Source organism: Aquimarina litoralis (assembly GCF_039523995.1).
Taxonomy (GTDB): domain Bacteria; phylum Bacteroidota; class Bacteroidia; order Flavobacteriales; family Flavobacteriaceae; genus Aquimarina; species Aquimarina litoralis.
The window spans coordinates 21,037-44,812 of record NZ_BAAAGE010000007.1 but is presented as its reverse complement, the minus strand read 5'-3'; the positions used below and the strand labels follow the sequence as shown (position 1 = coordinate 44,812).

Sequence of the window (23,776 nt, the reverse complement as noted above, 5' to 3'; positions counted from 1 at the left end):
AGGAAGGTTATCTGAATGGGGTTTTAAGAGAAAGGTATATCAATCATAATTACCAAATTACTATCATTTAAATATCTTTTTGTTAGCAATTATTCATTGATTTTCCTCTTTAAAAACTCCACAAAATTTTCATTACTAGTATCGCTAAATAAAATAGGGTTTCCATAGGTAGTGACGTTGGGAACACCAACTGCATCAGCAAATTGTTTAATCTCTCTAGCATGAAAGGGATGATGGTAAAAACTACTTGTTGTTAATGGTTCATCATTATGGCCTCCAGTGTTTGTAACCCAAATTTCTGGATCATCTGAAGATAATAGCGAGAGCATGTCAACTTGTTTACGGTATGCTTCTATTTCAGGAGTTTCATATGCTTCTTGGCTATCGACACCATAGAAATTGTATATGTTTTCTTCTCCGACTTCTTGCATAATATTTTCTAATGATGTTCCGAATTCAGAAAAGACATTTCCTAACCATCTTGTTTCGATATCCAGGCTAGATTGGGTAGCATTTAACGCAATTCCTTTTACTCTGGTACTCTCATGTTCTACTAAATCAAAACTGTTTGGTTCTCGTAAATCATCGTTAGTGGCTAACCATAAAGCTGTAGAAGCTCCCGCTGAAGTACCAAACAATACAATGTTGTCTTTATCTATGTTTAATTCATTATGTATATACCTTATATACTGTAACGCCCTTTTCGAATCATGTAAACTTTTTAGTACGCCTTCGTCATCTCCTGGTAGTAAAAGCCTATAATTAATAGTTGCAACTGCAATACCATTAGTTAATAGTTCAATAATTTCATTTTTGTAACTATCTGTATAAATAAATGCTTTATCACCACCTGTAAAACCACCTCCATGAATAAATATTACTAGACCTGTGGTTGTTGAGCTAGTGGGTAAAAATATATCAAATTTTGTATCCTCGTATTCATTATATGCAACATCCGATGCAAATAAAGCTTCTACATTTTGAAGATCTATTGGTGAATCCGAAAACTGTAATTCTACCTTAGGTTCCTGAGCATCTATGATCATTGTTGTTGACTCATCATTACTACAGGATATTACTATAACTGAGGCTAAAAAGGAAAGTAGTAGTTTTGTTTTCATATCTAAATATTTTCTTCTTAGACTGTTATCAATTAAAATGGTTTAAAAACTTTCCTATTTAGCGTATAAAAGCTCAAAATGTTATGATGATTTGAATACATTACACTGGATATTCATAATGATAATATTTACTATTGAATATTCTTCTATTCCAAGTGAGTATTATATTAATTGAATTCTAATGTTTTGAGATGATAGTAGGAGTTCTTTAGGATAAAGCATGCCAACTAAAACATTTTGAGCTGTTCCTTATTATTATAGTATTTATCGTATATGTTCAACAGAAAACCGAATTCTTACATCTACTCCAGTAAATTCTGTAAGTCTAAATTCGAATTCTACAGGATTGTTTTCATTTGACACTGTGCGAAAAACTTCTACAAATTGAGATCGAAGTTCATTTCCTAAATAATCATCGATATTCCCATCAGGATCTCTATCATACATTTGTGTATAAAATCTAAATTCTGCTCCATTTAGTATTTCATCTTGGGTAATCGTAAAAGTATGTTCAGACCCTTCAGAATTGATCAAGAATTCTTGAGTACCTATTGATTCAAAAAAGTCGCGATTTCGTTCCCATAAAATATGTTCTTCAGTAGTATCGCCAACTGCTATAGTAGTACTGATTCGTCCATAAAGTTCTAGAGCTTCTCCTTCTGTATCCGGAAATTGTCGTGAGACAATGGAGACTGCTTTTACTTTAAAAGATTCTGTTTGTGGCTCTAGAGTACCATCATCAGTACTACAAGCAGTAGTAAATGCTAACAGTACTGAAATAAAGATTGTGAACTTTAATGTTTTCATAATATTTTGTTTTTTTGGATTCAACAAGGCAAACCTATTTCAAAATACTACCTGCACCTAGTTTTTGCTATGGACAAAGTATGGACAGGTAAGAAAAACTAGTGTTCACAAGAGGAAATGATAAAACACAATGTAACTTTTAATGAGGTTTAGTGATTGCAATTAGGCGGTTTATTTTAGTGTAGTTCTAGCTTGCTTTCGCTTTTGTTTGTAGTAGCTCTTATTAGCAACATAGATTGTTTTTTTTACTTCACAAAAGATGGTTGTTTCATTTTTATTAGTGAGTACTGTGTTTTTCAAAATTTCGATTTCATTTTTTTCTGAGACTTGCTGTTTAATGGAGTCTAGTTCTTCTGTTGTATAAGTAAAACGTGCATATAAATCTTCTTTTGCAGGTTTTTTGAAGAAGACTTCAGCAGATTTATCCCAGACCACATAATCGTCATCCAGAAGATTAATTAGTTGAACCATTGGTATCGGATCTACCGCAGAAAACATACTACCGCCAAAAATGGAATTTACATAATTTCTGTTCTTATAGCTTATAGGAAGTTTTATTTTGACTTCTAGTAAGTCTTCTGAAACTTCAATTACTTTTGCAGTACTTCTTCTATACATTGGCGAATAATTGAAACCGTACTTAAAGAGCGTTTTCAACTTAAAAAATCGCCCACCTATAGTAGCTACTTTTTTGTATAATGACATTATATATTGCTATTTAAACTGATTTAATTTTTTTTATTTTTTCAGTAGGCTTTAAAAATGTTTTTCATTTGTTGTTATCTACTGACATTTTTATGTTCGTGTTCGATTAACCATTTTTTTCGTTCAATTCCTCCTCCGTAGCCAGTCATATTTCCATTTTTTCCGATTACTCTATGACAAGGTACGATAATTGCAATACGATTATAACCATTTGCTGAGGCAACTGCTCTAATTGCTTTTGGATTATTGATCTTTTTAGCTTGTTTTTCATACGTTGTCGTTGTTCCATATGCGATTTGCTGCAAACATTTCCAAACTAAGTTCTGAAAATCAGTTCCTGGGGTTTCGAGTTTTACATCAAAAGTTTTTCTAGAACCATCAAAGTATTCTTTGATCTCTTTTTTGACTTGCTTAATATGTTCATTTTCCCCAGAAATGATATTTGCTTTCAATAACTTTTGTAAGTCTTTGAATTCTGTTTCCAGCATTCTTCTGTCAACAAACTCTAGTAAACAAATTCCATTATTAGTTGCACAAACAAACATTGGCCCTAAAGGTGTTGTGAGACGGTTGATGAGTATTAAATTTTCTGCGGTACTCTTTTTGGGTGATTTTCCTACTAATTTTTTAAAAGTATATCCAAAGCCACTCAGTGATTCATAACCAGTATCGAAAGCGGTGGCTGTAGTTTTCTTTCCTTGTTTAAGTTCTTGAAAAGCATTGTTAATTCTGTACATTCTTTGATATGCATGAAAAGTCATACCGTAGTTTTTTTTAAACCACCTTCTAACAACTTCAGGACTAATTCCTTTTTGTCTTAATTGATAATCGGTTATTTTCTCTTTAGGATTTTCTTTTGCTAATATAATTGCACTTTCTACTTGTTCTGGTGCTTGATTTGCATTTTGTGTTGGCTTACAAACTTTACAAGGTCTGTAACCATTATTTAAAGCTTCTTTAAAGGTAGTGTAAAACTCTACATTTTCCTTTTTTGGTTTTCGTGCTCTACAAGTAGCGATACAAAAAACAGAGGTTGTTTTTACACCAACAAAAAAGATGCCTACAAAGCTTTGATTCCTTTCTAATAAAGCTTGGTAGTATAATTCTATTTTTTTGTTGTCAGTAATAAGCATTAAAAAATGGGATTAAATGATTTTTCGTTTAAAACTGTTCCTGTTATTTGCTCAAATAGACGATACATTTTATCAAAAAGGAAATTACCACTACTTATTCGTTTTACACCTAATTTGGATAGTGTATCAAAGTTTGGGAGATTAGGCATGGACATCACATTAAGCGGTAAATTAGTTGAATCAACGATTGTTTTGATATCAACTTCTTTTTCGATACAAGGTATGAAAATTCCATCAGCGCCAGCATCTTCGTATAGCTGAATTCTTTTTTTTGTTTCTTCAATGATGTTTTCCTGAAGTAGGATAAATGTATCTGTTCTCACATTTAGAAAAATATCAATCTTATCTTTTTCTAAAAGTTCTTTTATTTCGGCTAATGTGTTTGCATATCTATCAGCTTCTAATAGAATTCTTTTTTGGGTAACTACGCTATCTTCAATATTAATTCCAACCACTCCTAACGCAACTAACCTTTTAATTCGATCAACAATTTCTTTTGGTTTATCACCATATCCTGATTCTAAATCTACTGACAATGGAAGTTTTGTGTTTAGAGCTATTCTCTTCACCATATATTCCATTTCGGAAAATACCATTTCCTCTCCATCTCTGTATCCTAAAACTTGAGCAATTGCAGAACTAGAAGTACCAATGGCTTGGAAATTCAATTTTTCGGCAGTTTTGGTACTGGTAACATCCCATACATTTCCGATGAGTAATGGTTTTTCTTGATTGTGTAAGTCTTTAAATTTCATTTGTTTGTAATTTTATACAAAGAACTCACGATAAAACGTATTCAGCAACCGAAAATTTGACGAGTATTTTTTTACTAATAAGGTAAGAACAATCATTTTGTCATGGAATCATCTAAAGCCTTATTTACTGCAGTAACTAAATGATACTTCTTCCTATAATTTGGCTTTTAAGTTTTTATTAAAATAATTAGCACTATCGATGGCGCTTTGCATAGAGTTTACGGTAAAATTTCCACCTTGTTCTATATAAAAAAAATCTAGTCCTGACTGTTTAGGATCTGGTAATTCCTCTTTGTAATTGATAGAGCCATTTCCTAATTCGGTATAATCCCTAGTTTGTTTATCCATATCTTTTATGTGCCACATAACGATTCTACCCGGTTGACTAGCAACAATTTCTTTTGGCGTTTGATCAGATGAATGCATAACCCAATACATGTCTAATTGAAGTTTTACAAATGCAGGATCAGTTTCATTTAATATAATTTGATATCCGCTAGTTCCATTATGTTTTTCAAATTCGAAACCATGATTATGATATGCAAAACCTAATCCTGATTTATATACTTGTTCGCCAATTTTGTTTAATTTGGATGACAGTAGTTTAAAATTTTCTATTGTTCTCTGTTTCGGATCTAACCAAGGCCATGTAATATATTTACTGTTTAGTTCTATGGCTGCTACTATACATTTGTCAACATATTTTTCTAGGACTACATCTGATTTGTCTAAGTAATCTGAAAAACCATAATGTCCGCTGGAAACGGTTAACCCTAAATCATTTAATATTGTGTAAAACTCTTTAGGACTAAATCCATAAATTTTGTTTTTAGTTGCATCATATCCATAAATTTCAAAATCTTGATATCCTGCTAATTTTAATTTCTTTAGTGTATCTAGGGGATCTGTTTTCATTCTATCCCTTATGGAGAATAACTGATATCCCAATTTATAATTAGTAGTATTGTGGAAATTCATAGAAGGATAGGTAAGTATGGATGCACTACTAATCGCTCCTGTTTTTATAAATTTTCTTCTATTCATGATGTGTATTTCCTTTATCGTTAGATTCTGATTAAAAAGGATTTAGGTTATTATAGATACTAATTTAATAAAAGGGTAGGAGAGTGAGGGATATTTAGAGAAATTTCCGATCTATGATAACTAGCTGAAAGAGTAGTTGTAGTTTCTTTGTTTACTACCTATGAACCTTACCTGTTGTTAGGTAGTGTTTTTAATTCGTTATATATCATTTCATATAGTTCATTTTCCCAATTAATTTTTTCAATTTATGATGTTATTTTTATTGAGATATCGCTATTCATTATAAACTAGAATCTCAATTAATTCATGAGTGAGTTTTGGAATTCGTTTTCTATTTTCTCTAGAAATACCCTTCATTTTTTGCAGGGACTTTTTCAATTCAAAATAGATCGGATGATTAAATTTCGTAATCTTGTTCCCATCTTTTTTCTGTTGTAATTCAATTTCTGCTTTTAGTTTTGAATTGTCATAATCAATTGCCTTAAAATTCTGTAACCCTTCTATTATTAAGGGATTAGTTTTAAGGTTGTGATATTGATGATTAATAAATCTCAACCCATATTTTTTTAAATCAGATATAATTTCATGAATTATTCTAGTAGTTGTTTGAATCTTGCTATTGTGATAATAAAATGCTTCTTCCAGTGGTATAATTCCTGTACCTTTTTTTAATACCATTAAATCGTAATGGGGATTAATCCAGCCGTTGTTATATCCGCTAGATCCAACAAAAAAAGGATTTAATCTTGATGCTACGGAACAAATACAGTATTTATCTTTTAGTGTAAATCCGATATCGATACTCTCATAAACTGTCATTTGATGAACCTCTCTTGTTCTTTGAAACGAATAATATCGATTTTTGTAGTAAGCATACTGAAAGTCTGGAAAATTTTTCTCCATAAGTGGTAACAAGATTTTCTTAAACTCTCCTTTTTTTAATTTAGGTGAATTATCCAGTATTGTTTTCTTTTTTTTAAACTTATCTAAAAGCTTCATCAGTTTCAGTTTTTAAAGAATTATTTCGCCTGGTTATATAATACGAAGTGTAATTCTGTAAAGAAATGAGCTAATAATTAATGGTTTTATTCATACTGCTCACATTCTTTTAGTAGATCATTCTTAAATTCGGATGCGTTTACAATTTTAACTTCGTTTTGTCGATTTGGAAAAACTGCTAAATTCAATTTGTTAGATTTATCTTTTTCTAACCAATGAATGAATTTATTTAAACCTTTCTTCTTTACACTTTTAGATTCTTCCAACTTTATATGCTGTTCAGCAAAGTCTTTTTCAGGAAAAACCAATATACATTCAGTACCATTGATATTAAATGTACTTATTTGCCAAAACCTTCCATAAATTAGATATATGGTTTCAAAGTCGGCAACTTTACGAACTAGATATTCATAACGTTCGGTATTACTTGATTGTATTATATTTTGATATTTTTTTTGGTTCATCATCTACCTAATGAGAGCTAATATTTATCGTTCTACATTTTATTTTTAATTGATTTTCGATTTGATGTCTGATTTTTCTTTTAACAGTTCGAGGAATTGAGCAAGAGGTAGTTTTTTGTCTAAAGTCTTTGAAAATATCATTTTAAATAATCCTAGATATCCTATTTTTTGACCAAAACCTAACTGTGTAAAATGATATTTATTAAAAATGTTATCTGAATCGGTTATAAAAAGATAAAAAGTATCCTTATTGAAATCAAATACTTTTAGATCTTTTATTTGATTATAATTAAAAGCTTTACCATTAAAATAAACAAGTTCTGAAGTAAACTCCACCTTTTTAAGGCAAATACATAAAATAGAAAACAATATTGCCAAAGTCCATATCGCATAAATCAAAAATCCAGAGCTAGCATTTGCGAGTTTGGTAATAATGAATAACCCCAGAATAGTAAACCAAGACAAAAAGTATTTTTTAAATAAAATTCCAGTAGATATTTCTTTTCGTTTTTCCATTTTTGATCCCATTTTTAGATTGTGTGTGTTTTATAATGGTGTTATTTTTTATCAATCAGTAGATATAATTTTTAACAACAATCCCAATAAAAATAAGCTTTGGAAAAGTCTTTTTCAAGTAAACTTTCTTTATCAATAAAAATATGTCCAAGGCCACTATCTCCAAACATTATGTGGTCATCAACATCTATTTGTAAAACTTGTATGTCATTGCCTTGCCCTTCATGACAGTCTCTAGGATCGGATTGTGTGAATTCTGCATACCCACCAATTTTATGTCCAGTCGCATCAAAGTATTCTCCAAACTGGTTCTCTTGTTCTTCGGTGAGATTTTCTGTAAAATCCCAGTAATCCATGTCGTCAAAAAGATAATCAAATTGAGAATCTTCAGAACCTCCTTTATCAATTCCTTTTTCGAACGACAGTTGATGAAGTTTAAAAACAGGCATTTCATCGTAATCTTTTTCTGTAATAAACGAAAAATCGCTCAAAGGTTTTTTAGTTAACTCCTCTACTGAATGGTATACAATAGCCGAGCCGTCTAGATACCAATCTGAAGATGATAAAAAAAGTTGAAGAATTCCATTTTTAGGAAACAATTCTAATTCTGGAATTTGCTCAAAGTTTAGCTGAGCAACCATTATCATTGGTTTTCCATTCTGATCTTTGGGATATTCTCTATCAATTGGAAAGAATGGTTTCCCGAGAAATTTGCTGTCTTTTAGATTCAAATTATCCTCTAGAAGCTTTTCTTTTTGTGGTTTTGCTATTATGCGAACAAATTCACGTTCGTATTTTTTTAAGTCAGATTCGAATTTCTTTAAAAAGTCGGGAATCATTGATTTATGGTTTTATTTTAAATACAGGTTGCCCTAAAGGACATTGAGCATTTTATACTTAATAAGTATCATAGCAGCGTGAAATGTTACCCTAATTTTGGACATAAATTGTACTTTGGTTACTAGCTAGTTATTTTGCTCATTACTTTTACCATTTCTAGAATAGGCACATGATCTATGTAATTGTTCAAGTTACTATAACCATAATGTGTTATTGTATATAGAACTATTTCATATTTCTACTCATAATGTCACTTCCATAATCTGGTAAATATTCATTTAATAGTTTTTGCCATAGGACCATGCCATTTTCGGAATTGGTAAATAGCACTAATCCTTTTTTCGATTTCAATGTTATAATAGCAATTGTTTTGGTTCCGTAATCTCCTCCTGTGTGCATTAAAACTGTTTCATTTTTATCCAGATTAGGTAGTATCTGCATGCCTAATCCCCAAAAGATTCCATCTTTCTCTTTAGTTTGTGGCTTTATAAACTCTTTGTATAACTCTTGCGATAATCCAGCTCCATTGAGTACATGCGCTAAAAATTTAGAATAATCTTCTGCCGTAGTTAATAAGTTTGCAGCAGCATTAGCCTTAGTATATTTTTCAAAAGCGATCTCTTTTCCATTTTCATCATGTTCAACTGCATATAAGCTATCGTCAAGGTTCTTTGTCCAATAAAAAGAGGTGTTTTTCATTTCCAAAGGATCAAACAATACCTCTTGTGCAATATCTTCTAAAGATTTTTTAAGTTTATTTTCAATAACTTTTCTTAGATATTCAAAACCTTCTCCAGAGTATTCCCATTGAGTTCCAGGTTCTCTTTTAAAATGTAGTTTTTTTGTTTCAGTAAGGTATCTCCAGTTGGGAAAGCCAGATTGATGAGATAATATATTTCTAATGGTCAACTTGTTTAGATACGGATGGTGTTTTAAGTCCTTGTCCACATAGTATTTAGACAGTGGTTCGTCTAAATCCAATATTTTCTTATCTACTAGCTTTAACACTATGTTTGCAACTATTGGTTTGGTTAAAGAGGCTACTTTGTAAAAGGTGTTCATCCCAGTTTTGATTGTATCCTTTTGTACACCAAAGTTTCTAATTTGAGATACTTTACCTTGTTGTATTAGTCCAATAGAAATTGATGGGATTTTATGTTTTTTTAGTAAAGACTCTATTTTGGTATCATTGTCAAATAACGGCATTGGATAGTTAGCATTAAATCCTTTTCCATGATCAGCTTTTGGTTCTTTGTGGTCATAACTTAACACTCTTGTAAGCTTCCATTGTCCTTGATCAAGACGCCAAACCGAAGTGAATTTCGCAATATTGGTAAGTAATAATTTCTTACGAGGTTCTTTGATGTAAAATAAATGTACTCCTTTTTGAATAGCTCCATAGGTTTCACCGTTGTTCTTTAGTCTATATACTTGGAGACTTTCTTCAACAACCTTTCGTATTGGTTTTCTATCTGGATTGGAACAAATACTTTCTTTAAATCCTCTAAGAAATTCTTCTCTGTTTTGTACTCCATTTTCATCATGATAAAACTCAAAGTTTTTGGGTATGTACTGTTCTAAAATCTGAAAATTACAATTATTGAAGCCTTGTGTAAAAAATAAACTGTCGACTTTTTTTAATTCTTGGAATAGTTTTGATTCTTTAGAAACTTGCCCACTAGTAGATAAAGATAATATGCTTAATAGCGTGAAAAGTATACTTTTAAAATGTTTCATTGCTGTTTTCTGTGTTTAAATTTAACTATAGAGCAATAGTCCAAATTTTAAACACATAGAAAGGCGAAAGTAGCACGAAAATAAGCCGCCAATTTTACGACATGAATTATATAATGCTGAAATTCAGTTTTATACGAAGATCTTTGTTTTTGGATAACGCAAAGGCGTTTATTAAGATCATAAGTATGTTCACCAATACTGAAATGATCAAGACGGGTAATGTTATGCGAATTTCAGTTTCAAAAAACCTATGAAAAAATGGACTGAGAAAAAATAGTACAGTAGAGATAATCGTCCATAAAATTTGAAGGGATACAATTTGTTTGGTCAATGTATTATATTCCTTTTTTTTATAAATGATAATGATAGGAACTAAAATATTTAAACAAGGGATGATTAAAACGGGTAAGGAAGATAGGTTAATCCATTTGACCCATTGCAGATTGATATTTTCTTGTGATTTCTTGTTTACTAATAATTCTTTTTCTATTCCCAAAGCATCTGCCAAAACATTTAAGGTATGGCCTTTTAATGTTGCACCAGCTTCAATTCTTTGGATTGTTCTAATAGATACTCCAGATTTTTCGGCTAATTCCTGTTGCGTAAGATTAAGTTTTTCTCTGTATTCTTGGACTTTCGGCATGTGTTTTTGTCAATGAATTTGATAATTCAGTATTGTAAACAATTTTGTATACAGCTTGTTGGTGAATTTTCTTATGGAACATTAATGTGAATCACTAAAATAGTAAATCTGAAATGAATTCTGTTTGGAAATTATGTTGTAATAAGCGATACAGTATATAATTTATCGTTTTATTCTTTTATCAATTCTTTAAGGATCCTTTGAGCCGTTTTATTTAGTAACTTAGGTGTTTTAGGACCACTCTGATTCGTTATAATCGATATGCCTAGATTATATTTTGGATAAATGAATAACCAATTCTGAGTACCACTTGTTCCGCCGTGATGATTGTATGAAGTTCCATACTTATCTTTCCAAATTCTCCAGTAGTACCCTATTTGTAATGGACTGCGTATTTCATAAAGTGCTTTATGAGATTCAGAAACTACGAGGTTGTTCTCATCTAGTTGTAATTCGATATAGCCCATCATATCGGTAATTGTCATTTTAATTCCGCCTGCAGTTCCCCAAAGAGGATTCAAATTATTGGGAGCAAGTGTTTCACTGTCCATCCAATATCCACGAACAAGGTTTTTAGATTGCAGAGAGTCTAATTTGATTGTTGTCGTATGCATATTGTATATACCAGAGAAGTTTTCTTTTTATAACTTTTAGATCAAATTAGCAATAAAAACACCAAAACATATCATTACTAACTTGGATAGATTAAATGAATGTCCTTCCTCTGTTTCGAACAAAATAATTGTAGCAATATTTAAAAAAACACCAATTACAATTGCATTAATAAAATTTATATATTCAGCAGTTAGGCTCATATTATTTGATATATAGGTACCCAAAGGTGTCATAGTCATAAATACAATCAAAAAACCAATAATTTGTATTTTACTATAACTAGATTTCAATAAAAAAGTGGTTACCAATGTCGCAATTGGGATTTTATGAATTAGTACACCATATACTATATCATTGTGATGATGAATTGGGAAACCTTCTAAAAAGCTATGGACACAGAGGCTTATGAATAATACCCAGGGAATTTTTTTATCTTCTTTATATTTCTGTATATGTCCATGTTCTACGCCTTTTGATAAAAACTCTAAAACAACTTGCAATAATATACCACATATTATAAAAAGTCCAGTTTGCTTGGCACCTAAATGGTGATATACTTCTGGTAATAAATCAAAAAGTGTTAGTGCTAATAGAAATGCACCACTAAATGATAATAAGAGTTTAGTGCCTATTGATTTTTGGTTTTTAGTTATAAAAGCAATAATAGCACCGATAACAATGGCAAAAACTGGAAGTAAATACGTATTCATAATTATAAATGTAAAAATTACACCTGGGTTTATTTTTTATTCTTTATCACTCTTCGTTCTTGTAGAATACGTCTTACTAACAATTTTCCACTTTCCATCAACTTTTAGTAGGTGCATAAAATCAATGTAAGAAAAGGTGTCATACTCCAGTTCTAATTGAGCATTCGCGGCATTTCCTGCAATATTTATAGCCATAATACTAGTTTTTGTTTTTACAGGATTATTTGTGTTAACATATTCGCTTAGCGATTTAATAGCATTCACATCCTCATATTTTTTGTCCACCCATTTCATGGTAGCATTTGGATGAAATGCTTTTTCAAAAGACTGCGCATTGTGCGTAGTCATTCCGTCGAAGTAATAATTAATTGTTTTTTCTATTAATTGTAGGTCATTGTTTTGGGCTTGTATTTGTGTCATAATAATTGTATTTAATATGAATATTAGATATATTTTTTTCATGGTGTATTATTTTAAAATTCTGATTCGAAAATTTTAGGGACGTAATGCTACTTTAAGTGTTCCTGAAGAGCGATCACGCATCAAATCATATCCTTTTTCTGCCTCTGATAGGGGTAAAACATCAGTAAAAATTTTACTTGGATCAATAACTCCTCTTTCTACTATTGGAAGTAGTTTATTCATATATGCGGCTACATTTACAACACCAGTATGAATAGTAATATTTCTAAATAATGCTGACGAATAGGGTTGCTCAACGGGTTCATAGAGATGTCCAAATCCTAAAACACTTATCGATGCACCAGCCTGAGTTATTTCCATACCTTGTGTTATTGCTATTTTATTACCTACAGAATCGATCACAGAATTTGCACCACGCCCTGCTGTAAGTGATTTTACAAATGCCACAGGATCTTCATTTTTTGAATTCACTACATGTGTTGCACCTATGGTTTTTGCTAATTCTAAACGACTATCATGACGTCCTATTAAAATAATGGTTGATGGTCCGAATAAGGTTGCTGCCATTACCGCGCTCAAACCTACAGCACCATCACCAATAACCACTACGGTTTCTCCTGTCTTGATATTAGCATTTAACGCACCATGATAACCAGTAGCAAAATTATCTCCTAAAGGAAGAACCTTGGTATCATGCTCATCTCCGGTTAGACCTTCCGGAAGTTTAAATAATGAAGAGTTACCATAAGGTACACGTATAAATTCGGCTTGACCTCCCTGAATATCATCACCTCCATGTTGAGCAAATAGGGGAGTTCCGAATAAACCTCCATGATCACATGCTGAAGGTAAATCACGCTTGCAGTAGTAGCAATCTCCATCAACAAACATAGCAGAAGCTATGACACGGTCTCCAACCTCTAAAGAATGTATACCTTTACCTACTTGGTCTACTATGCCCACAAATTCGTGACCAATTCGCATACCCTCATATAAACCCATTTCAGGTCCGTTTTGGGTAAATTCTAAATCTGCTCCGCAAACACCAGCAAGTGTAATACGTACAATAACATCATCATCTTTTAACAACTGAGGCTTCGGTATGTCTACAACCTCAATTTTTGCTCTTTCTTTATAAACAACTGCTTTCATAATAAAAATTTTACTTTTTTCTTTTTTATAAGAATATGGTCTGGTTTTGCTGAACTTATGGTAGCATAAAACAGAAACCATTATCTGTCAATTATTGACATGACAAAGTTGAATCATATTTGAAGAGATAAATATGACGTGTGTTAAGAAAAAAGCTTGACTTTTATCAAGGAACAAAATTGATTTAAATCAATTTTATTTACGAGCGTGAACGAATTCTACTTAATGACTCTGGTGAAATTCCTAAATATGAAGCTAAAACATACTGCGGTACTCTATTAGCGATTTGAGGATATTTATTTACGTATTCCCAATATCGCTCTTCGGATGTTTTACTAATATTAGAAATGGTTCTCTTGTAGGAATAGGCCATGGATCTTTCTGTAAATAATCTAAAATATTGACATAATGGATGTATTCTATTACAAAGTTCTTCAACATCTTCATATTTCATTTGTAAGATAAGAGAGTCCTCAAGAGCTTCAGCGTAATATTCTGCCGGGGTTCTATGTATATAACTATAAAAGTCTGTGAAAAACCAATCTTCTACTGCAATAATTACAGTATGTTCTTTCCCTTGATCATCTAAATAGTAAACTCTAACAGCTCCTTCAACAATATAGTTTCGATATTCGGAGACAAAGCCTGGTTGGACAATGAATTGTCTTTTCTTTACTCTAGTAGTTTTCAATATAGAAACAAAATCCTCTTTTTCGCTGTCTGATAATTCAACATATCTGGCTATGTGATCCAATATCCCCTTGTATTTGCTCATCAATCTAGTTTTTTTGCGCTTTCTTAAGTAATGTTTTTGTGTTTCTGCAACTAATTTAATAATTACCAACTGAATATGAAGTCTACAATTTTTTTAAGTTTTTATGGCTGGGAATTAATTTTGTACGTTAGCTCAGCCCAATTTTTAATTTTTGCAAGCATTCTATATTCATAAAATACAATAACTAATCGATTGATCACTTAGTTGTCATGATCAGAATTACAAGGTGTTATCAAACGTTTTATTCTTTTATCAATTCTTTAAGCATTTTTTGAGCCGTTTTATTTAGTAGCTTTGGTGTTTTAGGACCACTCTGATTCGTTATAATCGAAATACCCAGATTGTATTTTGGATAAATAAATAACCAATTCTGAGTACCACTTGTTCCGCCATGATGATTGTATGAAGTTCCATACTTATCTTTCCAAATTCTCCAGTAATACCCTATTTGTAATGGACTGCGTATCTCATAAAGTGCTTTATGAGATTCAGAAACTATAGGGTTGTTATCATCTAGTTGTAATTCGATATAGCGCATCATATCGGTAATTGTCATTTTAATTCCGCCCGCAGTTCCCCAAAGAGGATTTAAATTATTGGGAGCAGGTGTTTCACTGTCCATCCAATATCCACGAACAAGGTTTTTAGACTGTAGAGAGTCTAATTTAATTGTTGTCGCAGACATATTAAAGGTATCGGAGAAATTTTCTTTTAATAACTCGTCAATACTTTTGTGATAGACTTTTTCTAATATACATCCAATTAATTCTGCTCCTGAGTTAGAATACAAATAATGGATACCTGGTTCTGTGGTTATGGATACAGTTGTTAATTCATTCAGGAATTTTTCTTTATCATATGATTTTTCTAATGCTAAATATTCATTGGGTACTTCTTTAGTGAGTTTTTCATATAATCCGTTCATCCTAGAAGGAAGGAAAGTGGGCAAACCACTTGTATGCGTTATTAGGTGCTTTATTGTTATGGGTACGCCCTTATATTCTAAGTTTGGATAATTTCCATCTAGATAAATTCTAATATCATCTTCTAGTTTAATTTTTTTATTTAGAACTGCTTTAGCAACAAGATAACCTGTGATGGTTTTTGAAATAGAACCGATTTCATAAATAGTGTTGTCGTTAGGAGGATTGTTCTTGCCTTTCACGATTTCTCCAAAGTGCTCAGTATAAACTCGACCGTCTTTATAAATCCCTATAGAGACAGAACTTATGTTTTTACTTTTTACAAACTTCTCACCATTTTTTTTGATAATTTCTGGAATAATACCATCTAAATTATTCTCCTGAGAAAATGATTTTTGGAATGAAACAATAAAGAAAAGAGATGCAAGGAGTAAAGAATATTTCATGATATTTTTTTTGCTATTTAGAGCAATAATTAAGCCATATCTTGTTTAGAACTTAAACCTTTTATTAACCGATAGATAATTTTTTAAGGATAGTTAGCTAACATGGATTTTTAGTATTAAGACTGCAAAATATCCTTCAAATTCAAAACTATTACTCAATACAAAGTCAATTTTTTTAGAACTTTTTAAATTGAGTGATAGATTCAATTCTTTTGGAATCTTTTCATTTACTTATATGGTATTTATTATAAGTGGGATCAAACTTGTATTTTATCGAAAGTTGACTTTAGAGTTTACATTAAACTAAAACTTTTTATTTCATTATTTTTTTGGAAGCTATGAGTTGATTGAGTTGTGTATTAAAACTTGACTTACTTTCAAAAGAGCCGTGATTTTGATATATCCCTGATAGTGAATGCAGTTCTTCCATTTCTTCATTATAAGTTTTTAGATCGTTTGAGAACTGTAAGTTCCCTTTTTTAATTCTACCACATTTTATTCCAGTATTAACTCTTGTATTACATCTACAAGGGTTTTTCGGATTGTAAACTCCGCAATTATTATTCATAAAATTGCCAAGAAGTTTTCTGGATTTTTCTACTCGCTTTCTAAAATTCGATGGACTTGTATTCGTGATTTCAGCACTGATATTACTTTTTATCTTTAAAATACTCCCTAGAATAAATGCTATTCTGTGTTCTCTATTTAAACATTGTAACATCGCTAGTGTACAACTTGTTTTCATTTCCTTTTCTAATAGATCTTTATCTGGCAAATTATAGTCTTTGGGAGCACTGAATGTTTTGAGGTCATTGGCATAAAAATCAAAGGATATATTTTTCTGCTCGAATTTTGTTTTTTTAAGATTAGTAAGATAATTAGTTGCAATTCGATATGTCCAAGTTTTGAATTTACTTTCAGCTTTAAATTTACTAAGATTGGTTACTATTTTTATTAGGATTTCTTGAGTAGCATCTTCGGCATCTTCTCGCGAATAGAGAAATCTTAGAGCTATATTGAAAATAGAATCTCTCACCGAATTTATTAGTTGTTCTAGACTTTTTCTATCTCCATTTAAGGATTTGTTTATCAATTCTTCTTCACTCATATTCTTAAAGGTATAAAAAGGAACAACACAAGTTATTGCAATAACCTGTGTTGTAGTAGTAAATTTAATTGTTTAAATGAAATTGCCCATGTGGATTATCCTGAATCATTAACCAGTTCCCATTAGACTGTTTTCTGAGAATGGCTACCGATAACCCGTTTTGTTCAATTTTATTACCATCAGGTAATGTGCCTACCATTTTCCAAGGTGCAATATGAGTTGCAATATCTCCAGAAATATACACTTCATGGCTAGAAAAAGTATAGTTTGGGTTAAAACTTACGAATTCAGTAAATGCTTGTCTTAATGCATTATGCCCTGTTATTGGATTACCTGGCTCGAACATCACTATTGCGTCTTCTTCATAAGTAGATAAAACACCATCGATGTCTTTGCTCTCGAATGCGGTAACCATTTTCTCAATAGTACGGTATACTTCCTTTTGTTGCTCATTAAAATTTGTTTCCATTTTTTTCATAGTTTGTGCATTGCTCACCCAAATGAGGTTAAAGATTAATGCCATTAGTAAATTAATTCTTGTATTAAACATTGTTTTTAAAATTATGTATCCAATTATTTTTGGTTACATAAGTTTAGACAAGTAAAAATGGAAACTGTGAATTTTTTATGTGATTTTTTTCTTAAGCTAATGCATAAATGATGTTAATTATCAGTTTTTGATTAGGTTGATGCTTCATGTTCAAAGCGGGTTCTAAACTGAAAATTTACACAGCTTTTCAAAAGTTGGAGTGTGAGAGTAATTATTTTTTGTTATAGCAAGTTACTTATGCATAAAATCGGATACTATCTTATTTAGTGATTCAATATCGTTGTTTTTATTTAAATATGCATTAATATTTTCATCTCCCATAGTTTGAATCTTATGTTCTGGCAATTTTCGCTGTTATTGATTTTTCCATTTGTTCTCTAAATATATTGATTTCTTTCAGCTTACTGTTTTTTAGTTTATTAGAATAAAATCGTTTTTGATGTATTGGCGTAGCTACTTTCAGTGGTATTTTGATGGTATTATTTTCTAATGCTTCTGAGCATAAATGTTTAGGCACAATACCAAAACCTTGATTATGTTTTATAGATTCTATAATGTCTATATAAGACGGCAAAATATACCTTGGAACAATTTTAGGAGCAGTATTAAATTTTGTTTTCCAAAACTTTTTTATATCATCTTGCTCATTATCAAAAGAGAACCAAGTTTGTTTTTGTAGCCATTTTATAAGTTGTTTTTCATCTTTTTTTAGGTCTAATGGAATTTCAATGTTATTTGAACAGATTATCACCAATTCTTCATTTTTTAGAAAAGTGAATTCATGGTCATATTTGAAGTGTTTTTTTATCCCCACAAGTAATTGCACTTTTTCGGTTTCAAGAGCTTCAGCCAGTTCTTCTTCATTACCAAAACTAGTAACGATATACATATCAAAAGAATATATTTTCTGTCTTAGCTCTTTTCTAAAGAAGTCTGTGGTACAACCAATACTTATTGCACTACGTTGTTTTTTTACTCTTTGGCTCGAATAATATTCTACTTTCTCTAGTGCTTGTAATGGGTTCTTGATTTGAGAGTAGTAAAACTTACCATATTCAGTAGGTGTTAATTTACGTGTAGTTCTTTCAAACAGTTTTTTACCAATATGATTTTCTAGTGCCGCTAAATGTTTACTAACTCCTGGTTGAGTCATATTTAATTTTTTAGATGCTTCGGTAATGTTCTTACACTCATATATAGCACTAAAAGTTCTCAACCATTCTAAATTAATCATAACTGTAGTTATTAATTGATAAACTAAAATAATTAAAATTATTAATAGACTCTGATTACTTTTGAAGAAAAAGAAATCAAAATCATGACCAAGACATTAGTAATTAATTACACGCCTAGAAATGGCTCTTATACAAAAATCTTGTTTGATGAATTCGTGAAATTAGCGAAAGGAAAAACAGAATTAGTTCATTTAGATTTATCTGAAACACCTCCAGATTTATTATTGGTAGAAAACCTTAACTTAATCATGGAATGGAATCAAGGAAAAAGAAATTTTTCGGAATCGGAACTTGCTCTTTTATCAAATCATCAAGGTTACATAAATCAATTACTAGAAGCGGATAATATTATCGTAGCTTTTCCTATTTATAACTTTACCTTACCCGCTACCGTGAAAGCTTGGATTGATGCTATTATAGTAAGTGATAAAACATTTTCTTTTAATCCAGAAGTTGGATTTAAAGGTCTTTGTACTGATAAGAAGGCCTTATCTATAATTGTTAGTGGTTTTGATTATAGTAACTCTGATGAGGTAAAGGAATATGCATCATCGACAATAAAACAAAATTTTGACTTCATCGGAATACAATCAGAACAAATTCTAGCTTTTGGTGTAGACCAAAATAGAGATAGACTAGATTCAATTTTATATACAGCTAAATTAGAAATTAAGGATTTGGTAAATAGTTGGTTTTGCTAATAATTCTAAGATTCCCAAAATATTGTATTAGGTTATTACTAAGGGATGGCATCTGCTGTAGGCAAATTGTTTCAGTTAGTTATTTATAACCAGAGAATGTTTCGTATTCTTTTATTTTTAGCTGCAACCTATTGTTTAAATATTTATTCTTGTCTTTTAGTAATTCACTAATCAATTTTGCTTTGTTAAGATAATTTTGGATTTTATCTTTTGTCCAGTGTTTTGGTGGTTTTTGAAGGTAGGTAATCCTATCAACTAATTTTACAATTCCGACTTCTTTTTAGAGTTAATTCATTCAGAACTTTTATTTTCTTCAATTTTCATTTTCGAATATTGCAACTGCACGTACGGGAGATCCAGTTCCTCCTCTAATTTTTAATGGTAACCCGATAAATCTAAACCTGCCTTTTCCGATTAACAAATGAAGATTTATCATATTCTCATAATGTGTGAAATTTAATTCTCCACAGATATGATGCACTTCTTTATTTGATATACCAGGAACACCTGGCGACATCGTTTCAACACCAAAAGCGGATATTTTCTTTTCTCCTAGAAACCTAGTAGAATCAGCAGTAATTCCAGGTCCATTACCCCAATTTTCTCCATTGAAGTTTTTTCTATAATGATCCGTATAGAACAATACGGTATCTCCCTTTTTTATTTCTAAATTGGCTTTTTTACAAGCTATTTCTATTTCATCAGGTCTTATTAATTCTCTTAACCCTTTATGTGAAAAATCCAAGCAAATCCCTTCAGTATAGAACATTGATAAAGGCATTTTGTCGATTGACTTTCCTTTATGTTGAATTTCCATATGATTAATAGCATCAACATGAGTTCCTGTATGTTCTCCTAATTCTAATTTATGAACAGCTGGTGTTTTAGTCTCTGGATTTTTTATACCATTCCATTCTTCGTGAGAATTATGGATTGTCATTTTAACCTGTGGAAGGTCCTTATAAACAGGCATTCCCGGATAAATTTCCTGACTTAAATCAATAATATTTGCCATGCTATTTTCTAATTTTCTGATTGTTGTCAACGTTTTGCATAAAAAGAGTTACGGGTTTTAGAGCAGGGATTTTCTATGAAAAACCAAACCTGATAAATACGTACTTATGTTTAGGTTATCCCAAATCAGGATAATTTTTTATACCATGTCGGTTTTAGTTTTATCTTTTCCTTTATATACATTGGGGTTATGTTTCTCCATGTAAAATTCCGGGTTAGGTATTTCGGTAAACCCAAACTTTTTATAAAGCCATTCGGCTGTGTTGGTTAATAATATCCAGCGTCTTAATCCCTGAAGGTTAGGGTGCTCCATTATTTCATTCATTAGCCATTTACTCAACCCTTTTCCTCTGTATTCATCTAAAATATAAACATCTCCTAAATATGCAATAGTGGAATAGTCTGAAATTATTCTTGCAAAGCCAATTTGCTTATCTTCATGATAAAGTCCAAAATTCAAGGAGTTTTCAATGGATGTTTTCATTGTTTCTATTGGAATTTCGTTAGCCCAATCAGTTTCGTTTGCAAGGAATTTGTGAATGCTTAATATATCTAATTTATCCTTATCCGTTGAAATGATATACTTGTCTCTATGTGCTTCTCTAATTTTCAATTCAATTTTCTTAGTTAAGGTTAATGGTTTTATACAGGTATCATAACAGAGTAAAATGTTACTTTGTTTTTCAGTTATAAACAAAAATAGCAGAAAAGCAGAAACTTTATAGTTTATACTTCACTGCTATTATTTATATATGCAGAAATCTGTTGTCTACATATTAGTTAATGAACTTATCAATACTAACTTTTCGACTTCTATTGTTTGCATTTTTTATGGAAAGCAACATTTTATTTAATTCGGTTCTATCTATTAATTTTCCATTAGCAATTACAGCATTGATGGTTCTTGTATTTTTTATTTCTTCTAGCGGGTTTTTTTCTAATAGTACTAAATCGGCTCTATATCCAACGTTAATTTTCCCTCCATTACTTTGCATCCATTGAGCAGGAGTTACCGTAGCAGCATGTAGTATTTGCGAATTAGTCATTCCAATTTTTTTAAGTGACTCTAACTCGTCATGTAGAGAAAATCCAGCTACAACTCCTGCAGTATTAGAATCTGTTCCAGCGATTATGCTTACATCATTCCTAACCAATGCTTGCCCCATAATATATATAGCTTCTACATAAGCTTTCCAGTATAGTTGATGTTTTTTGGTTAATTCAGGATCATTTTTAATATCCATATTCTCGTAACTGTTATTACCGGGCAACCAGCCTTTTGCGAATTTGGAGCCTTCTATTTGTCCAGGATTTTGATATTCAAGCTTTATATTTTTAAGAAAATTTTCTATGTCAAAGTTTTGTTTAGGAATACTTTCAATGATCCAAACTGTAGAAGAAACTACAATATTATTTTGTTTGAGTTTTATAGCAATATCATCTGCATTTTTTTTAAGGTAAGCTAGATATTCATTAGCATTACGAGAGCTTAGACCACCAAAATCCAGCATCGTGCTTTTGGTTATTTCTTCTATATGTGCTAATTGGGATTGTCCGGAATTATATAATTTTTTTAAACCAACATCATAAGGTAGATGCCCGATTGTAGGTGTTTTTTGTTTTTTTGCTTCATCAATCAATACTTTGTAAATATCAGCATCTAAGAAACTACTAATTTTAATGGCATCATAGCCTTGCTTTTTATATTTGCTTACTGCATTTCTAGCCGATCTAGTCGTAGTATAATTATGTTGACTCCCAAACCAGCTTCGTATTTTACGCATGATACCTTTTTGACTACCTACTTTTCTTGAGGCGACATATATTTTTGGACTAAGTGCACCATTTTCTGCTTCTTTACGCCATTTTAGATGATCCTCGCGTCCAAACATTTCACTAATATGTGTAACACCATTAGCTAGGTATAATAATAAATCATTTTTGCTTCCTTGTAAATGTGCGTGAGTGTCAGTGAGTCCTGGAATAAGGTATTGTCCAGTTGCATCTATTATTTTGTATTCATCAGTGATGTTAAGATCCTTACCGATTTCAGTAATTTTATTATCCTTTATTAAGATTGTTAAACTATCTAACATTTTTGTGCAATCAGTAGACAATACACTAGCACCTTTTATTGCTATAGGACCTGAATATGTTTTAAAAATTGTGGGATTTACAAGTTCTGTTTTTTCTCCAATATGATGCTTAATTTGTGATTTCACTCCAAAGCAGGATACAATAGAAAGCATAATAAAAATTAGGAATGTACAGATAACGATTTTTTTGATTGATGTTTTTTTCATGTTATTTATTTTGTTTACACAAAGGACATCAAACCAATAGAATTTGTTACCATCTATTTCTCTAATAAACTCTTATAACATGTTTTGATAGTAATAAAAACGGATACTTTATTTTTCCTTCTTCTGAATATATTCTTTTGGAGTTAGGTTCGTACTTTTCTTGAAGATACGATAAAAGCTCGCTTCAGAATTGAAACCGCATTCTAAAGCTATTCCTAAAATGGACATATTTTTATAGTTGGAATCGTCTAACTTAGCCTTGACTTCTTCTATACGATACTTATTTACATATTCTCTAAAACTCATTTTAAAGTGTTGATTAATTAGAGACGATACCCTTTTTTGAGACATACCTAACATATTTGATAATTCGTACATGCTCAATTTTGGATTTAAATATACTTTGTCTTCAGTCATTACTTTCTGAATCTGATCTATAAGTTCAGCAGAATTATTATCTGTATCGTAAGATTGATCACGCTCTAGGTTAATTTCAATTTTATCGAAGGCGTAATCCGGTTGTAGATATCCTTTTAATCCCAAATAATAAATTGTAAAAGCAATAAATAGTGTAAGTAAATGATAATGAAGAATCGTTGAATCACTTAGATTAAAGAATATATCTAAAGAATGATTTATAAGCAAGAAAGTGCCGATTCCTATTGATAATTTGAATATACTGTTAAGCCAATTAAAGTCTGGAAATGTACTATCAGATGTAGTGTTATTAAGCCATTTTTTATAATTGGTAAGCTCTTTATAACTGTAAAATAGATAAAACGGCAATAAAAATAATAGTATGTATTCTTCTAACGGTTTTATAAAATTGAATCCAAAGCTTTCTGCAATCTGATCTTTCTCATTGAAATCATTTGTTGCTATTGCTGAAAAGTAAACTATAAAAGCATAAGTCTGGGCTATAATAAATGGTATAAAATGTACTCCATTTTTGAGTTTAAAACGAAACTCTGGATTAATAAGGGATTTTATGTAAAAATAAATCAAGGGAGTAATTGCTAGTTCGACTCCATTTGGAAAAAATCTAAATAGGTGAGTG

The 23,776-nt window shown here is 30.9% G+C and carries 26 protein-coding genes; 1 reads left to right on the top strand and 25 read right to left on the bottom strand.

The annotated features are described in order from the left end of the window. Positions 1–89: 89 nt before the first annotated feature. The 21 genes from ABD077_RS23350 to ABD077_RS23250 all read right to left on the bottom strand — a co-directional run bounded on the left by ABD077_RS23350 (position 90) and on the right by ABD077_RS23250 (position 18,700). Positions 90–1,121: a carboxylesterase family protein gene (locus tag ABD077_RS23350; RefSeq protein WP_343914618.1), complete on the bottom strand. Its 1,032-nt coding sequence runs from the start codon at positions 1,119–1,121 to the stop codon at positions 90–92. 264 nt (positions 1,122–1,385) lie between these two features. Beyond that, on the bottom strand, positions 1,386–1,928 hold the full coding sequence (locus ABD077_RS23345; RefSeq protein WP_343914617.1) for a hypothetical protein: 543 nt from the start codon (positions 1,926–1,928) through the stop codon (positions 1,386–1,388). A gap of 171 nt (positions 1,929–2,099) precedes the next feature. After that, positions 2,100–2,633 carry a DUF4442 domain-containing protein gene (locus tag ABD077_RS23340; RefSeq protein ID WP_343914616.1) on the bottom strand — a complete coding sequence of 178 codons (534 nt, stop codon included), beginning with the start codon at positions 2,631–2,633 and terminating at the stop codon, positions 2,100–2,102. A gap of 74 nt (positions 2,634–2,707) precedes the next feature. Beyond that, a complete protein-coding gene (locus ABD077_RS23335; RefSeq protein ID WP_343914615.1) occupies positions 2,708–3,766 on the bottom strand; it encodes a bifunctional transcriptional activator/DNA repair enzyme AdaA in 1,059 nt (352 codons plus the stop codon). After that, positions 3,766–4,521: an isocitrate lyase/PEP mutase family protein gene (locus ABD077_RS23330; protein WP_343914614.1), complete on the bottom strand. Its 756-nt coding sequence runs from the start codon at positions 4,519–4,521 to the stop codon at positions 3,766–3,768. Before ABD077_RS23330 ends, ABD077_RS23335 begins: the two co-directional genes overlap by 1 nt. A 153-nt stretch (positions 4,522–4,674) precedes the next feature. Then, entirely contained in the window at positions 4,675–5,565 is an 891-nt protein-coding gene (locus ABD077_RS23325; protein WP_343914613.1) for a sugar phosphate isomerase/epimerase family protein, read from the bottom strand. 273 nt (positions 5,566–5,838) lie between these two features. Next, positions 5,839–6,564, bottom strand: coding sequence for a hypothetical protein (locus ABD077_RS23320; protein ID WP_343914612.1), 726 nt, complete (start codon positions 6,562–6,564; stop codon positions 5,839–5,841). Between the two features lie 86 nt (positions 6,565–6,650). Then, positions 6,651–7,031 carry a DUF2750 domain-containing protein gene (locus tag ABD077_RS23315; RefSeq protein ID WP_343914611.1) on the bottom strand — a complete coding sequence of 127 codons (381 nt, stop codon included), beginning with the start codon at positions 7,029–7,031 and terminating at the stop codon, positions 6,651–6,653. A 42-nt stretch (positions 7,032–7,073) separates the two neighbouring features. Next, positions 7,074–7,544: a hypothetical protein gene (locus tag ABD077_RS23310; RefSeq protein WP_343914610.1), complete on the bottom strand. Its 471-nt coding sequence runs from the start codon at positions 7,542–7,544 to the stop codon at positions 7,074–7,076. Between the two features lie 71 nt (positions 7,545–7,615). Continuing rightward, the gene (locus ABD077_RS23305; protein WP_343914609.1) at positions 7,616–8,383 is read right to left on the bottom strand and encodes a YwqG family protein; all 768 of its coding nucleotides are present in this window, start codon (positions 8,381–8,383) and stop codon (positions 7,616–7,618) included. 226 nt (positions 8,384–8,609) lie between these two features. Beyond that, positions 8,610–10,121, bottom strand: coding sequence for a serine hydrolase domain-containing protein (locus ABD077_RS23300; RefSeq protein WP_343914608.1), 1,512 nt, complete (start codon positions 10,119–10,121; stop codon positions 8,610–8,612). Positions 10,122–10,227: 106 nt separating this feature from the next. Continuing rightward, on the bottom strand, positions 10,228–10,764 hold the full coding sequence (locus ABD077_RS23295; protein ID WP_343914607.1) for a helix-turn-helix domain-containing protein: 537 nt from the start codon (positions 10,762–10,764) through the stop codon (positions 10,228–10,230). Positions 10,765–10,934: 170 nt separating this feature from the next. Next, entirely contained in the window at positions 10,935–11,378 is a 444-nt protein-coding gene (locus ABD077_RS23290) for a serine hydrolase (RefSeq protein WP_343914606.1), read from the bottom strand. 36 nt (positions 11,379–11,414) lie between these two features. After that, entirely contained in the window at positions 11,415–12,089 is a 675-nt protein-coding gene (locus ABD077_RS23285; protein ID WP_343914605.1) for a ZIP family metal transporter, read from the bottom strand. A 36-nt stretch (positions 12,090–12,125) separates the two neighbouring features. Beyond that, complete coding sequence (locus ABD077_RS23280) at positions 12,126–12,509, bottom strand: nuclear transport factor 2 family protein (protein WP_343914604.1); 384 nt, start codon at positions 12,507–12,509, stop codon at positions 12,126–12,128. A 75-nt stretch (positions 12,510–12,584) separates the two neighbouring features. Continuing rightward, a complete protein-coding gene (locus ABD077_RS23275) occupies positions 12,585–13,664 on the bottom strand; it encodes a zinc-dependent alcohol dehydrogenase (RefSeq protein WP_343914603.1) in 1,080 nt (359 codons plus the stop codon). Positions 13,665–13,863: 199 nt separating this feature from the next. After that, the gene (locus ABD077_RS23270; RefSeq protein ID WP_343914602.1) at positions 13,864–14,439 is read right to left on the bottom strand and encodes a Crp/Fnr family transcriptional regulator; all 576 of its coding nucleotides are present in this window, start codon (positions 14,437–14,439) and stop codon (positions 13,864–13,866) included. Between the two features lie 241 nt (positions 14,440–14,680). After that, a complete protein-coding gene (locus ABD077_RS23265) occupies positions 14,681–15,808 on the bottom strand; it encodes a serine hydrolase domain-containing protein (protein WP_343914600.1) in 1,128 nt (375 codons plus the stop codon). A 313-nt stretch (positions 15,809–16,121) separates the two neighbouring features. Beyond that, complete coding sequence (locus ABD077_RS23260) at positions 16,122–16,916, bottom strand: RNA polymerase sigma factor (RefSeq protein WP_343914599.1); 795 nt, start codon at positions 16,914–16,916, stop codon at positions 16,122–16,124. 64 nt (positions 16,917–16,980) lie between these two features. Beyond that, positions 16,981–17,385, bottom strand: coding sequence for a YybH family protein (locus tag ABD077_RS23255; protein ID WP_343914597.1), 405 nt, complete (start codon positions 17,383–17,385; stop codon positions 16,981–16,983). 412 nt (positions 17,386–17,797) lie between these two features. Further along, positions 17,798–18,700 carry a LysR family transcriptional regulator gene (locus ABD077_RS23250; protein ID WP_343914596.1) on the bottom strand — a complete coding sequence of 301 codons (903 nt, stop codon included), beginning with the start codon at positions 18,698–18,700 and terminating at the stop codon, positions 17,798–17,800. 84 nt (positions 18,701–18,784) lie between these two features. Here ABD077_RS23250 and ABD077_RS23245 point away from each other — a divergent pair, with 84 nt between their 5' ends. Continuing rightward, entirely contained in the window at positions 18,785–19,402 is a 618-nt protein-coding gene (locus tag ABD077_RS23245) for an NAD(P)H-dependent oxidoreductase (RefSeq protein WP_343914595.1), read from the top strand. A gap of 313 nt (positions 19,403–19,715) precedes the next feature. On the opposite strand, the gene ABD077_RS23240 is transcribed toward ABD077_RS23245, so the two are convergent. The 4 genes from ABD077_RS23240 to ABD077_RS23225 all read right to left on the bottom strand — a co-directional run bounded on the left by ABD077_RS23240 (position 19,716) and on the right by ABD077_RS23225 (position 23,724). Further along, the gene (locus ABD077_RS23240) at positions 19,716–20,417 is read right to left on the bottom strand and encodes a cyclase family protein (RefSeq protein ID WP_343914594.1); all 702 of its coding nucleotides are present in this window, start codon (positions 20,415–20,417) and stop codon (positions 19,716–19,718) included. A gap of 138 nt (positions 20,418–20,555) precedes the next feature. Next, complete coding sequence (locus ABD077_RS23235; protein WP_343914593.1) at positions 20,556–21,029, bottom strand: GNAT family N-acetyltransferase; 474 nt, start codon at positions 21,027–21,029, stop codon at positions 20,556–20,558. A 163-nt stretch (positions 21,030–21,192) separates the two neighbouring features. After that, a complete protein-coding gene (locus ABD077_RS23230) occupies positions 21,193–22,719 on the bottom strand; it encodes an amidohydrolase family protein (RefSeq protein WP_343914592.1) in 1,527 nt (508 codons plus the stop codon). A 108-nt stretch (positions 22,720–22,827) separates the two neighbouring features. Further along, on the bottom strand, positions 22,828–23,724 hold the full coding sequence (locus ABD077_RS23225) for a helix-turn-helix domain-containing protein (protein WP_343914591.1): 897 nt from the start codon (positions 23,722–23,724) through the stop codon (positions 22,828–22,830). Positions 23,725–23,776 lie beyond the last annotated feature (52 nt).

Bases quoted from the DNA above. Each gene is read 5' to 3' on its own strand.
- ABD077_RS23350 (WP_343914618.1), bottom strand. From the start codon at position 1,121: ATGAAAACAAAACTACTACTTTCCTTTTTAGCCTCAGTTATAGTAATA.
- ABD077_RS23345 (WP_343914617.1), bottom strand. From the start codon at position 1,928: ATGAAAACATTAAAGTTCACAATCTTTATTTCAGTACTGTTAGCATTT.
- ABD077_RS23340 (WP_343914616.1), bottom strand. From the start codon at position 2,633: ATGTCATTATACAAAAAAGTAGCTACTATAGGTGGGCGATTTTTTAAG.
- ABD077_RS23335 (WP_343914615.1), bottom strand. From the start codon at position 3,766: ATGCTTATTACTGACAACAAAAAAATAGAATTATACTACCAAGCTTTA.
- ABD077_RS23330 (WP_343914614.1), bottom strand. From the start codon at position 4,521: ATGAAATTTAAAGACTTACACAATCAAGAAAAACCATTACTCATCGGA.
- ABD077_RS23325 (WP_343914613.1), bottom strand. From the start codon at position 5,565: ATGAATAGAAGAAAATTTATAAAAACAGGAGCGATTAGTAGTGCATCC.
- ABD077_RS23320 (WP_343914612.1), bottom strand. From the start codon at position 6,564: ATGAAGCTTTTAGATAAGTTTAAAAAAAAGAAAACAATACTGGATAAT.
- ABD077_RS23315 (WP_343914611.1), bottom strand. From the start codon at position 7,031: ATGATGAACCAAAAAAAATATCAAAATATAATACAATCAAGTAATACC.
- ABD077_RS23310 (WP_343914610.1), bottom strand. From the start codon at position 7,544: ATGGAAAAACGAAAAGAAATATCTACTGGAATTTTATTTAAAAAATAC.
- ABD077_RS23305 (WP_343914609.1), bottom strand. From the start codon at position 8,383: ATGATTCCCGACTTTTTAAAGAAATTCGAATCTGACTTAAAAAAATAC.
- ABD077_RS23300 (WP_343914608.1), bottom strand. From the start codon at position 10,121: ATGAAACATTTTAAAAGTATACTTTTCACGCTATTAAGCATATTATCT.
- ABD077_RS23295 (WP_343914607.1), bottom strand. From the start codon at position 10,764: ATGCCGAAAGTCCAAGAATACAGAGAAAAACTTAATCTTACGCAACAG.
- ABD077_RS23290 (WP_343914606.1), bottom strand. From the start codon at position 11,378: ATGCATACGACAACAATCAAATTAGACTCTCTGCAATCTAAAAACCTT.
- ABD077_RS23285 (WP_343914605.1), bottom strand. From the start codon at position 12,089: ATGAATACGTATTTACTTCCAGTTTTTGCCATTGTTATCGGTGCTATT.
- ABD077_RS23280 (WP_343914604.1), bottom strand. From the start codon at position 12,509: ATGACACAAATACAAGCCCAAAACAATGACCTACAATTAATAGAAAAA.
- ABD077_RS23275 (WP_343914603.1), bottom strand. From the start codon at position 13,664: ATGAAAGCAGTTGTTTATAAAGAAAGAGCAAAAATTGAGGTTGTAGAC.
- ABD077_RS23270 (WP_343914602.1), bottom strand. From the start codon at position 14,439: ATGAGCAAATACAAGGGGATATTGGATCACATAGCCAGATATGTTGAA.
- ABD077_RS23265 (WP_343914600.1), bottom strand. From the start codon at position 15,808: ATGAAATATTCTTTACTCCTTGCATCTCTTTTCTTTATTGTTTCATTC.
- ABD077_RS23260 (WP_343914599.1), bottom strand. From the start codon at position 16,916: ATGAGTGAAGAAGAATTGATAAACAAATCCTTAAATGGAGATAGAAAA.
- ABD077_RS23255 (WP_343914597.1), bottom strand. From the start codon at position 17,385: ATGGAAACAAATTTTAATGAGCAACAAAAGGAAGTATACCGTACTATT.
- ABD077_RS23250 (WP_343914596.1), bottom strand. From the start codon at position 18,700: ATGATTAATTTAGAATGGTTGAGAACTTTTAGTGCTATATATGAGTGT.
- ABD077_RS23245 (WP_343914595.1), top strand. From the start codon at position 18,785: ATGACCAAGACATTAGTAATTAATTACACGCCTAGAAATGGCTCTTAT.
- ABD077_RS23240 (WP_343914594.1), bottom strand. From the start codon at position 20,417: ATGGCAAATATTATTGATTTAAGTCAGGAAATTTATCCGGGAATGCCT.
- ABD077_RS23230 (WP_343914592.1), bottom strand. From the start codon at position 22,719: ATGAAAAAAACATCAATCAAAAAAATCGTTATCTGTACATTCCTAATT.